Below are 12,210 nucleotides of genomic sequence, written 5' to 3'. Positions count from 1 at the left end.
ATTCGCTGACGGGTTGGCAAGCGGTTTTTTAACGAGATTTAGATAAAGGTGCAGGTAATGCTCACTGGATGCCACGGATTGAATCTGGCACCAGCGAATCCGACCCAAGATCGGCTATGGTATGCGCCCCGGTGAGCGTCATTGCAACACGCATCTCCTTTTCAAATAGCTCAAGCAGATGGGAAACGCCGGACTCTCCAGCCGTGGCAAGTGCATAAATGAAGGCACGCCCTATTAATGCAGTATCCGCACCCAAGGCAATCATCCGCACAACATCGAGGCCATTACGCACGCCTGAGTCAGCCAGAATGGCCAAGTCTCCTTTGACCGCATCAGCGATAGCAGGCAAAGCACGTGCAGTAGAGGGAACCCCATCGAGCTGACGACCACCATGATTGGAAACAACGATACCATCGGCACCGAAGCGAACCGCATCACGGGCATCTTCGGGGTCAAGAATCCCCTTGATGATCATTGGGCCATCCCAGAGCTCACGAATCCACTCTAGATCCTTCCATGAAATAGCCGGGTCAAAGTTGTCACCCAGCCAAGCAATATAGTCCTCAAGCTCCGTTGGCTTGCCGCGATAATCAGATACGTTACCCAGGTCATGGGGGCGACCATTAATACCGACATCCCAGGCCCAGAAAGGGTGCATTGCGGCCTGAGCCATTCGCCGCATCGACCCATACTTACCACTCATACCTGAGTGAGCATCACGATAGCGCGCACCTGGCACCGGCATATCAACCGTAAAGATCAGCGTCTTGACGCCAGCAGCTTTGGCTCGCTCCAGAACATGCTTCATAAAACCCCGGTCTTTCAGTACATAAAGCTGAAACCAGATGGGCCGATCGACTGCTGCAGCCACTTCGGCAATGGGACACACCGATACCGTCGAGAGTGTAAACGGTATACCTTTATTAGCAGCCGCCCGCGCCGCTTGAACTTCGCCACGCCTAGCGTACATACCTGTCAACCCCACAGGCGCCAGAGCAATAGGCATAGCAAGCTTTTCACCGAACAGCTCAGTCTCTAATGATAACGAAGACATATCCTTAAGCACGCGCTGACGCAGCGCTACACCAGCCAGATCCTCGACATTGCGCCGCAGCGTATGCTCAGCGTAGGAACCACCATCGGCATAATGGAAAAGAAAAGGGGGAATACGACGCTTGGCCGCTTGGCGATAGTCAGTGGAAGCTGAAATGATCATGGATAGTCCTGTGCAATAGCCCTATACAATGGATGCGCTATACACCGGCACCCCAAAGTGGAAAATTGGTTTTACCAATTGACAAAAAACTAGCACCAACAGTAGTGAGCCGCCCTAAGCGTGTCAAACAGTGATATCACCCCTTAAGGCCCAAACCCCTTAAACTTTAGTTTAAAATCTCTATTAATGCGTTTTATTAGCGTTAAAACCTACTTCATAGGCGCTTGAGATCATACTTCAAAGATCTTAATATTGGTCTTACCAATTGCGGACGCTAATCGACATGAGCTATTCACTATGAGCTACCCCCCGCTCCGCCAGCAGCGCTTGGCCGATGTAATTACTGAACGCCTTGAAGCTATGATGCTGGAAGGCAGCCTGAAACCAGGTCAGCGCTTACCCCCCGAACGTGAATTAGCCGAACGATTTGGCGTTTCGCGCCCCTCTTTACGGGAAGCTATCCAGAAACTGGCCGCTCGTGGCTTACTTACCAGCCGCCAAGGCGGCGGCACTTTTGTTAACGACGACCTCAGCAATGGTTATACCGATCCCCTACTGGAGATGCTCTCCCGACATGGCGAGTTTAACCTAGACTTACTTGAATTCCGCGACGCCATGGAAGGCATATCCGCCTACTACGCTGCGCTGCGTTCAACACCCGCCGATAAAGCCATACTTATTCAACGTTTTGAAGAACTCGACGGCGGTTTTGCCGGTGCCGATCCTATCCAAGAAGCGAAGCTAGATGCGGCATTTCACCTGGCAATTGCCGAAGCTGCTCACAATGTTCTACTGCTGCATACCATTCGCGGCATTTTTCACCTGCTGGAAAAGAGCATTGTAAATAACCTGGCCCATTTATTTGCCAAGGAAGGTTCACGCAGCCAGTTAATGCAACAACACCGCGCCCTACTCAATGCCATTTTGGAGGGACGCGCTGAGGATGCCCGTGCTCGCGCCCATGAGCACTTAGTGTTTGTTGAAGAAGGGTTACTGGAGATGGCGCGTGCAGAAACGCGCGCTCAGCGCGCCCTTCGTCGCGCTCAAGGCAGTAGCAAGACATCAGCATGAACAGTGCTGGCATCAATAACCAGGCGCCCCCACCTTTGCCACCACGCTGGCGGCGTCTGTGGCTGCTGGTTATTTCACTCGGCTTGCTGTTGTGCATGTGGCAGGCCGCCCAACTGGCGCGTGAACAAGCACTTTCCAACTTACAGGACGATGCAGAGAATGAGTTGCGGCTGTCTGCCGCCAACTTAAACGGCTATTTACTGCGCTACGACTACCTTCCGCAAATGCTTGCCACTCGGGAGGGCGTTCAGCGCTTTTTGGCCTCTCCCGATAGCCAAGACCCGATGCCACTCAATATGCTGCTGGATCGCTTCCGCTTTACTGCGGGAGTTTCAGACGTCTATTTACTCAATCGCGATGGCGACACGATCGCCGCCAGTAATTGGCACCGCCCTAACACCTTTATTGGCCAGAACTATGCTTTCCGCTCCTACTACACCGATGCCATTGCCGGAGGCCAGGGACGTTTTTTTGGTTTGGGCATCAAATCCCTTGAAAGGGGTTACTACTTTTCATCGCCCGTATGGCTAGACGACACCTCGCCAGACGCACAGCCAGACGGCGTGCTAGTGGTTAAAGTGCTGTTAGATGACGTTGAAGATAGCTGGGCAGAGCAGGATGCCGAACTCTTTGTTACTGATAGTGACGACATCATTTTCATGGCCAGCCACCCCGAGCTGCGCATGAATGCGCTCTACCCACTCACCGATGAGCAGCGCCAAGCCCTAAGAGAAACGCGTCGCTATGCCATGGAGCCGTTGTCACCCTCGGGTATTGAAGTCGATGCGCCTTACCGGCAGGGAAGCCAGCTGGTCAGTTTCTCCCAAGGCCCATTGAGCAGCAGCGACTATCTTAGTCTGACCCGACATATTCCTGAGTTTGGCTGGCAAATGCATATTTTAAAGCCGCTAACACCGGTGATTAGCGCTCAGTGGATAGCTGCCCTGATGGCAGGCGGCCTCTACGGCGTGGTTACTCTTGGCGCTGGCATTGGCTGGCAGCGCTTGAGGCTACGCCGTGAGCGTGAAGCGTTTGCCGAACGGGAGCGCAACACCTTGGCACGCGTGCGTGACGAACTAGAAGTTAGCGTAGAACGCCGCACCCGCGATCTGGTAGCCAGCAACCAACGTCTTTCGGATGAAATTGAAGAGCGCCGCCGCGCTGAAGCCAACTTACGCCAAACCCAGGATGAGCTTATTCAAGCCGCCAAACTCGCTGTTTTGGGGCAGCTCGCCGCGGGCATCAACCATGAGCTTAATCAACCCCTGGCGGCTATTCGTGCTTACGCAGAAAACGCCCGTCGCTTTATGACATTAGCTCGCCACGAAAAAGCGGATGCTAACCTGGAACAAATTGTTGAACTGACCGAACGTATGGCGGACATCAGCGCGCAGTTGCGCCAGTTTTCGCGTAAGAGCAGCGAGCGCCAGGAAACTATTTCGGTACAAGCCTGCATCGACTACGCTCTACGCCTGTTTCAAAGCCGCCTGCGTGAAGGCAATATCACTATTGTTCAGGATTGGCCTGCTGAAACTTTATGGGTTAAAGGTGACCTGGTGCGCCTGGAACAGGTGCTGGTTAATTTAATCGGCAATGCGCTGCAGGCCATGAAAGGCGTACCTGCGCCACAACTTACTCTCGGCGCCCATATCCACCAGCAGCAGGTCATTATTAGCGTTAGCGATAATGGCCCAGGCATTCCCGAGGAGCACTTAGGACATATTTTTGAACCCTTTTTTACCACCAAGGCGCCGGGGAGTGGCTTAGGCTTGGGCCTCTCGATCTCGTCACGGATCATGGACGATTTAGGCGGCAAGCTGCAGGCAACTAATCAACCCGAAGGTGGCGCTCGCTTCACCATTACCCTGCCCCACTCACCGTTAGCCCACACCCAGGAGAACTCCTCTTATGCATGAGCCGTCGACGCTGCCGGTCATGGTGATCGACGACGAACCGCATCTGCGGATCACCGCCAGCCAAACCCTAGAACTTGCGGGCTATACGCCCTACTGCTTTGAGTCAGCAGAACAAGCCCTGGCGGCACTAACGCCAAACTTTCCGGGTGTTATTGTCAGTGATATCCGCATGCCGGGAATGGATGGCATGGCGCTACTCCATGAGTTACACAGCCGAGACGCCACTCTGCCGATTATTTTAATTACTGGGCACGGCGATATTTCTACGGCCGTAGAAGCCATGCGCGCAGGGGCCTGGGATTTTCTTGAGAAGCCCTTTGCCGGTGATCAACTGCTGGATGTGGTGCGTCGGGGCATAGAGAAGCGCCAGCTCAGCTTGGAAAACCACCGCCTTAAAGCCGAACTGGAAGTGCAGCAAGCCGCGCTTGGGCCACGCTTAGTTGGCCGCACAGCGGTCATTTCGCGGCTGGCCGCAATGATTCAGCGCATTAGCCAAGTAGAGGCCGATGTACTGCTATTTGGGGAGACCGGCACCGGCAAAGACCTCGTGGCCCGTGCGATTCACGAACGCAGCGCCCGGCGTAATAGCCCCTTTATGGCAATCAACTGTGGTGCAGTGCCCGAAAACACCATCGAGTCCGAGCTGTTCGGCCATGAAAAAGGCGCCTTCACGGGTGCCGTTGAGCGGCGGATCGGCAAGTTTGAACACGCTAACGGCGGCACGGTGTTTTTGGATGAGATCGAATCGATGCCCATGGCGCTGCAAGTCAAACTGCTGCGGGTACTGCAAGAGCGCAGCGTAGAACGACTGGGCGCCAATGAAACGGTCCCACTCGATATTCGGGTAATAGCAGCCACCAAGGTGGATCTCAAAGCCGCCTCCGAAGAGGGGAGTTTTCGCGAAGACCTTTACTACCGGCTAAACGTGGTCACCCTGCCGCTGCCTGCGCTGCGCGAGCGGCGTGAGGATATCCCCTTGCTGTTTCAGCACTTTGCCGTGGTCGCTGCCAACCGCAGCGGCCTGGAGGCACCGACCCTCGATAGCCCCGCCATTGCCGCCCTACTGGCCCATGATTGGCCCGGCAACGTGCGCGAGCTGCGCAACCTTGCCGAGCGCTACGTGCTACTGGGCGCCGCCTTTGACTATCGCCTGGATGCACTGCTGGAAGGGGTCAATGCCGACACCGAAGAGCCTACTTTACCGCGCCAGGTAGAGTTGTTTGAAAAGAGCCTGATCAGCCAATCATTGGCGCGTTACCATGGACGGGTAACCGACGTATGTCGCCACTTGGGCATTCCGCGCAAAACCTTTTACGACAAACTTAAAAAACACGGCCTCAATGCCGACGACTATCGCCACAGCAGCGAGCCGTGATGCAGTAAATCACCCAATACCGACCAAGGCGGCGCCCAAGGTATCAGCGTTAATGTAGCAATCAACATTAGTAGGTTGGACATGGGCCGCCGACTGTCGCCTAGCTTGAGCGCCGTACCAAACGAGCGCTTAAGCCTCGCGCCTTCAAGGTCAACGCTGTATATCTCATCCAAGCTCAAGTGGATCAAAAACCCTACCAAGGTGGCAGCACCGTGAGACCACGCTAGCCACGCTGGCTGGTTGAGTAAATTAAAACTTAGCGCGGCGGTGAGCAGGCTACATAGCCCGCCCGCTAGCAGTGAATGCCAAATACCGCGGTGCACGGTAAAGCGCGAGAACAGCACTCCCGCCAAATAGCGTACACAGAAGTAGATCCCACCGCAGGCAATCAACAATGCCCCCGGCGTCAGCCATGGCTGCAGCAGCAGAGCACCCAACACCAGAGCAGGCACTGAAAGCAGGTTGAATATCAAGCGGATAGAGTGGGATCGGTCAGCATCAATGTCGGGCAAAATGCCCCCGAATGTGACCAGCGCAATTATCATCACCGCTTGGGTAGGCGGCCACCATTGCCCTTTCCAGCCTGCGTAAGCTATCAGCATGCCGCCCGCCGCTGCTACCGTAATATGCGTGCGAAAATTAGCCATGACGCGGCATCCCAGAGTATGCAAAACAGAAAGCTGTATAAATTAACAGATTTCCGGCATCCGCGACATGACTTATTCAGAAAAAAGGTTGGCTTAGCAATCGCTTAGGGAAGGCCTAGAAAAAGTCTCTAGCGGGTGACTTCGGCCAGAAAGCGGTCTTTCAATTTAACGTAGTTACCAGCAGTGTACGGAAAGAACGCACGCTCTTTCTCTTTAAGTGGCCGCAGCGCTTTAGCCGGATTACCGGCATACACATAGCCACTTTCCAAATGCTTACCCGGCGTTACCACAGCGCCAGCGGCGATAATGACTTCGTCCTCAACGACCGCGCCATCCATCACAATCGCACCCATACCAACGAGTATGCGGCTTCCCAAGGTGCAGCCATGCAAAATCGCTTTATGGCCGATGGTCACATCATCGCCAATGGTGAGCGGAAACCCCTCCGGGCTGAAGTCGCTGGCGTGAGTAATATGTAGCACGCTGCCGTCCTGCACGCTGGTACGCGCTCCGATACGAATACGGTGCATATCGCCACGGATAACCGTCATCGGCCAGACAGAGCAGTCATCCCCCATCACCACATCACCGATAACCACACTGGCCGGATCAATGTAAACGCGCTCGCCCAGTTGGGGCTCCATACCTTGATACGCTCGTAAGGCACTGCTCATAACTCGCTCCTAGGGTTCTAATCGACAGTTAGAGGATTATTTACCTCACTATAGCAATCCGGCCAGCAGAACAATAAAGGTCAGCGGAATGGACACCCAGCGGATGATATTGCGCCACACCAAGTAGCAACTTTCACCAACGCCTAATGCGCTCACCACTCTATCGCGAGGCATTACCCAAGCCGCAAAAATAGCTATCAATAGGCCGCCCAAAGGCAAAAAAACATCCGGCGGTATACTGCTGACAAGCTCGAAGACATTGCGGCCAAATAGCGGCCGAAACTCCGCCAGAGTTGAAAAAGAGAAGGCCGATAACAGCCCAATCAACCAGACGCTAATAGCCACAATCGCTGTCGAGATACTACGGCGCAGCCCCAAGCCCTGCAGCGTGGCGACCATCGGCTCTGCGAGATTAATGGCCGATGTCCAGGTAGCCAGTAACAGCAGTAAAAAGAACACGCTTAGCCATACAGAGCCCCAAGGCAGCTCAGAAAACGCAATGGGCAGGGTGACAAACATTAACCCTGGGCCATCAGTGGGATCCATGCCTTGAGCAAACACCACCGAGAAAATAGCGATCCCCGCCAGTAACGCCACACTAATATCGAGTACGGCGACTGCCACAGCGGCTTTAGGCAGGCTTTGCTCTTCCGGCATATAGGCGCCATACGCCATCAACGCACAGGCACCCACCGCCAGAGTAAAGAACGCGTGCCCCATGGCATGGACGACCACCGCCGGGGTTAGCGCCTCGAAAGAGGGTAAAAACAGCCACGCCAAGGCAGGGGCAAAGCCGTCAGTGGTCGCAGCATAGCCCGCTAATAGCAGCAATAGCAGGTATAACAGCGGCATCAGCAGGTTATTGAGCCGCTCTAACCCCTTGGCAACGCCCGCCGCTACAACCGTCATGGTCATAAACAGAAACAGTGAGTGATTGAAGATCAGCAGCCCTGGGTTGGCCAAGAAGGCATCAAAACCAGCGCCAATCTCAGCGGCACTCGCGCCATTGAAATTGCCGTTAACAGAGGCCACCAAAAACTCGATCGACCAGCCGGACACCACCGAGTAGAACGATAAAATGCAGAATACGGTGAACGCCCCGAATAGCCCCAGCCAGCGCCAGCGAGGCGAAGCCCCCGCCTCGGCCGCCAAGGCACTCAACGCCTGCATCGGCCCACGCCGCCCGGCACGACCAATCAGAATCTCCGCCATCATCACCGGAATACCCAGAAGCAGCACAAACGCCACGTAAATCAGTAAAAACGCCGCACCGCCGTTCTCTCCCGCCACGTAAGGAAAGCGCCAGATGTTGCCTAACCCCACCGCAGCACCTGTTACCGCCAAGATAAAGGCCCGCTTCGACCCCCAGCGCTCCAGCGTTTCACTCATCACATGCTCCTGCCATTGGTGGCATTAAAAGGCGGCAAGACTAGCAGGCACTTGCGTGCAGGCCAAACCCTGTTATTGAACCTAGCATTGAAACACGGCCCCACCGCCCGCACTGTGTCATTATTATTGCGCTCTTTTTGCGCGTTCCTGACGTTTTAATACTTATGTTTTTAGAACTAGGTTTTTAGAATCAGGTTTTAAAAGCATGCCACCCGAGGTGTCTATGTCCTCCAACTCTGTGTCCAACAATCCGCTACTTGAAACCCACGAGCTGCCTCCCTTTGGCGAGATTCGCGCAGAGCACGTGGAACCTGCCGTGGAAACGTTACTAAGCGAAAGTCGTGAGGCCATTGATCGCCTGGCTGAACAGGCAGCCACCACCCCACCTACCTGGGGCAATTTTGCGGCACCGCTTGAAGCAGTTAATGACCGGCTTACCAAGGCGTGGTCACCGGTCTCTCACCTCAATGGCACCATGAACTCCCCAGAAATGCGCGAAGCGTACCAGGCATGCCTCGAAAAGCTCTCTGACTTCGGCACCTGGGTAGGCCAACACGAAGGGTTATTTCATGGCTGGCAAGCGTTGAAAGATGGCCCGGCCTGGGAACATCTGAATGCCGCCCAGCGGCGAACCGTGGAGAACGCCCTACGTGATTTCCGCCTAGCCGGTGTTGCTCTGCCTGCTGACCAGAAAGCCCGGTACGGCGAGATTCAGTCGCGACTCTCACTGCTGTCAAACCAGTTCTCTAATAACGTGCTGGATGCCACTCAGGCGTGGCACAAAGACATCGATAGCCAAGAAGCGTTAGCGGGGGTGCCGGAAAGTGCGCTCGACACCTTAAAAGCCACCGCCGAGGCGAAAGGCGTTGCGGGCTACCGTATTACCCTGGATTTCCCCAGCTTCTTCCCGGTGGTTAGCTATGCCGATAACCGCGAGCTGCGCCGGGAGGTGTATACCGCCTTCGTTACCCGTGCATCTGACGAAGGCCCAGATGCGGGCAAATTCGATAACGCGGCGATCATGGAAGAGATCCTGGCACTGCGCAATGAAATGGCCCAGTTGCTCGGTTTTGCCACCTACGCTGATTACTCTCTCACCACCAAGATGGCGGAATCTCCCGAGCAGGTGCTCGATTTTCTCAACGATTTAGCCCGCCGTGCGTTGCCTCAAGCGAAGGAGGAGTTTGCAGAACTCAGTGCCTATGCCCGTGAGGAACTCGGCCTGGAAACGCTGGAGCCGTGGGATGTTGCCTATGCCAGTGAAAAGTTGCGCGAAGCGCGCCACTCGATCTCTCAGGAGCAGTTACGCCCCTACTTTCCCGCACCCCAGGTGGTGGATGGCTTGTTTCAGGTAGTTGAACGCCTTTACGGCGTGCGCTTTGAAGAAGATACTCAAGCGCCTCGCTATCACGACGACGTGCGCTATTTCCGCATCACCGAAAACGGTCAGCCGATGGCCGGTTTCTATCTGGATCTTTACGCCAGAGAAGGCAAGCGTGGCGGCGCGTGGATGGCTGACTGCCGGGTACGGCGTCAAACCGAGCAGGGTCTGCAACTGCCTGTCGCCTTCCTGACCTGCAACTTTACCGCTCCGGTAAACGGCCGCCCGGCACTGCTCACCCACGACGAAGTCACCACACTGTTTCATGAGTTTGGCCACGGCCTCCACCATATGCTGACCCAGCAGCATATTGCCGATATTTCCGGCATTAATGGCGTCGCCTGGGATGCCGTCGAGCTGCCTAGCCAATTTATGGAGAACTACTGCTGGGAGCGTGAAGGCTTAGATCTTCTCGCCAAACATGTGGATAGCGGCGAACCGCTGCCAGCAGAGCTACTTGAGCGCCTTCAGGCGGCCAAGAATTTTCAGTCGGCGATGGGCATGATGCGCCAAATCGAGTTCTCGCTGTTTGATCTGCGTCTGCACCATGAACTTAGCGCCCCCAGCGCCAGCGATGTGCAAGCCTTGTTAGATGAGGTGCGCGAAGCAGTGTCGGTGCTGCCAAAAGTGTCGTTCAACCGCTTCCAAAATAGCTTTGGCCATGTGTTTGCCGGTGGCTACGCTGCCGGTTACTACAGTTACAAGTGGGCTGAAGTACTCTCAGCAGATGCCTGGAGCGCCTTTGAAGAGGCCGGTATCTTTGATCCGGAAACGGGTCAGCGCTTTCGTCGCGAAATTCTTGAGCAGGGCGGTGCCCGCGATGCCGCCGACCTGTTTGTCGCCTTTCGAGGCCGAGAACCAAGCGTTGAACCACTGCTGCGCCATAGTGGCATTCGCGCTGCTTAAATTTGTAAAGCCTATGCGCGCCCCCGCTTTAGGGGGCGTGCTCTTGGAGTCTAATGATGTCAAGTGTGAAACGCTTTATCGCCGGTGTTACTTGCCCGCGCTGCGCTGCGATGGATCGTATCCGCGCCTGGGAGCAAAACGGCATTCGCTACCGGGAGTGCGTCAGCTGCGATTTCTTCGAGCAACTGCCTATAGAGGAGGACGCGCTTAACGAAATGACCACCCGGGTGAATCAAGTGCGCGACGATCAGAAACAGCAGGATGTGCAGCCCGTACGTATTTTGGATCCAGGTAAACCCTCGCGTTAAATCCCCTCCTCGCCAAGGATGGCGTGTTCACTCTCGCCTTACTCCCTCACAACCAATAGTGCGCGAGCAACATCATTTATGTGTGGTTATCCGCACATTTAATAATCGCCGACGTGTGAACAACCGGACACTCTGGCAAAAAGCCCTTTCCACCAAAGTCGCATAAAAAATATATAAATATTTGTTTTTAAAAACATAAATTTTAAATGGCACAACTATCGCTGGTATATACCCTGGATACCCTGCTTAACGCAGTATCGACTGGTAGCAACTTTTGACGCTGCCAGTATATAACCCCAATAACAGCTAGGAATTTTCGCCATGCGCAAACATATGCCTAAAACGTTCACTCTTCTCGCCAGCAGCGCTCTGCTAGTAGCCGCTGCCAGCAGTGCCCAAGCGCAAGCAGACCGCTCCGATTGGCCCGATAACTTTACCGTGGGCACTGCTAGCCAAGGCGGCACTTACTTCGTTTACGGTTCAGGCTGGGCGAACTTTATTGCCGATGAGTTAGGCGTATCTGGCGGCGGTGAAGTCACCGGCGGCCCGACGCAAAACCTGGCGCTCGTGCACACAGGCGACATGGCATTTGGCTTAACCACCATGGGCCCCGCTTCTGATGCCGTTAAAGGCGAAAGCCCGTTGGCGCCGGGCATGAAGATGGATAACGTTTGCGCCATGTTCCCCATGTACGAAACGCCGTTCTCGATTACCGCGCTTTCTGACAGCGGCATCGAGTCGATTTCCGACATTCCTGATGGCGCGCGCATCGGTTTTGGCCCGGCCGCCTCAACCTCGGATACCTACTTCCCGGCCATTTTAGAAACCCTGGGCGTTAACTTCGAGCGCCGTAATGGTGGCTGGTCAGACCTGGGCGGTCAGTTGCAGGATGGCCTGCTTGACGTTGTTGCCTTCGCGGCCGGTATTCCCATCCCCGCCGTTAGCCAGTTAGAAGTACAAACAGATGTGAACATCATTGAGTTCACTGAAGAAGAAATGGAAACCGTGCTGGAAAACTTCCCCGTTGCTGAGTTTATGATTCCAGCCAACACTTATACGACGCTGGAAGAGGACGCTCGCGCTGTCTCCATGTGGAACTTCGCTATCGCTGGCTGCGACCTGCCGGAAGATTTCGTTTATGAAGTCACCAAGGCCACCATGGAAAACAACGACCGCATGCGCTCTGTTCACCGCAGTGCTGAAACCACCATTCCTGAAAACATCAAGCACAACACCGTGCTGCCGTTTCACCCCGGCGCTGCACGCTGGTACGAAGAGAACGGCTATGAAATTGCTGATGACATGATCAACTAAGCAACGTTTTCCG

At 54.9% G+C, this 12,210-nt stretch carries 10 protein-coding genes; 6 read left to right on the top strand and 4 right to left on the bottom strand.

Going from position 1 to position 12,210, the window contains the following annotated elements; genetic code table 11:
• Positions 1-61: 61 nt before the first annotated feature.
• On the bottom strand, positions 62-1,216 hold the full coding sequence (lldD, locus tag SR894_RS22900; RefSeq protein WP_133733598.1) for an FMN-dependent L-lactate dehydrogenase LldD: 1,155 nt from the start codon (positions 1,214-1,216) through the stop codon (positions 62-64).
• Positions 1,217-1,513: 297 nt separating this feature from the next.
• Between lldD and SR894_RS22895 the strand changes: the two genes are divergently transcribed.
• Genes SR894_RS22895 through SR894_RS22885 form a run of 3 tightly spaced genes read left to right on the top strand, consistent with a single transcriptional unit; the run spans position 1,514 to position 5,578 of the window.
• Positions 1,514-2,287, top strand: coding sequence for a GntR family transcriptional regulator (locus SR894_RS22895; RefSeq protein ID WP_223289210.1), 774 nt, complete (start codon positions 1,514-1,516; stop codon positions 2,285-2,287).
• Positions 2,284-4,203 (top strand): sensor histidine kinase, encoded by a 1,920-nt coding sequence (locus SR894_RS22890; protein WP_041159565.1) that lies wholly within the window; start codon positions 2,284-2,286, stop codon positions 4,201-4,203. Before SR894_RS22895 ends, SR894_RS22890 begins: the two co-directional genes overlap by 4 nt.
• The gene (locus SR894_RS22885) at positions 4,196-5,578 is read left to right on the top strand and encodes a sigma-54-dependent transcriptional regulator (protein WP_041159564.1); all 1,383 of its coding nucleotides are present in this window, start codon (positions 4,196-4,198) and stop codon (positions 5,576-5,578) included. The genes SR894_RS22890 and SR894_RS22885 overlap by 8 nt, the downstream gene beginning before the upstream one ends.
• On the opposite strand, the gene SR894_RS22880 is transcribed toward SR894_RS22885, so the two are convergent.
• The 3 genes from SR894_RS22880 to SR894_RS22870 all read right to left on the bottom strand — a co-directional run bounded on the left by SR894_RS22880 (position 5,554) and on the right by SR894_RS22870 (position 8,288).
• Entirely contained in the window at positions 5,554-6,225 is a 672-nt protein-coding gene (locus SR894_RS22880) for a metal-dependent hydrolase (RefSeq protein ID WP_133733597.1), read from the bottom strand. The genes SR894_RS22885 and SR894_RS22880 overlap by 25 nt on opposite strands.
• Positions 6,226-6,353: 128 nt before the next feature.
• The gene (locus tag SR894_RS22875) at positions 6,354-6,899 is read right to left on the bottom strand and encodes a gamma carbonic anhydrase family protein (RefSeq protein ID WP_223289209.1); all 546 of its coding nucleotides are present in this window, start codon (positions 6,897-6,899) and stop codon (positions 6,354-6,356) included.
• A gap of 48 nt (positions 6,900-6,947) precedes the next feature.
• Entirely contained in the window at positions 6,948-8,288 is a 1,341-nt protein-coding gene (locus SR894_RS22870; RefSeq protein WP_223289208.1) for a sodium-dependent transporter, read from the bottom strand.
• Between the two features lie 238 nt (positions 8,289-8,526).
• Between SR894_RS22870 and prlC the strand changes: the two genes are divergently transcribed.
• From prlC to SR894_RS22855, 3 genes are all read left to right on the top strand, one after another.
• On the top strand, positions 8,527-10,575 hold the full coding sequence (gene prlC, locus SR894_RS22865) for an oligopeptidase A (protein ID WP_223289211.1): 2,049 nt from the start codon (positions 8,527-8,529) through the stop codon (positions 10,573-10,575).
• Positions 10,576-10,631: 56 nt separating this feature from the next.
• Positions 10,632-10,883 carry a YheV family putative zinc ribbon protein gene (locus SR894_RS22860; protein ID WP_133733594.1) on the top strand — a complete coding sequence of 84 codons (252 nt, stop codon included), beginning with the start codon at positions 10,632-10,634 and terminating at the stop codon, positions 10,881-10,883.
• 321 nt (positions 10,884-11,204) lie between these two features.
• On the top strand, positions 11,205-12,197 hold the full coding sequence (locus SR894_RS22855) for a TAXI family TRAP transporter solute-binding subunit (RefSeq protein ID WP_133733593.1): 993 nt from the start codon (positions 11,205-11,207) through the stop codon (positions 12,195-12,197).
• Positions 12,198-12,210 lie beyond the last annotated feature (13 nt).

Source organism: Vreelandella neptunia (assembly GCF_034479615.1).
In the GTDB taxonomy this organism is placed as follows: domain Bacteria; phylum Pseudomonadota; class Gammaproteobacteria; order Pseudomonadales; family Halomonadaceae; genus Vreelandella; species Vreelandella neptunia.
This window is presented reverse-complemented; position numbering and strand designations above follow the sequence as displayed.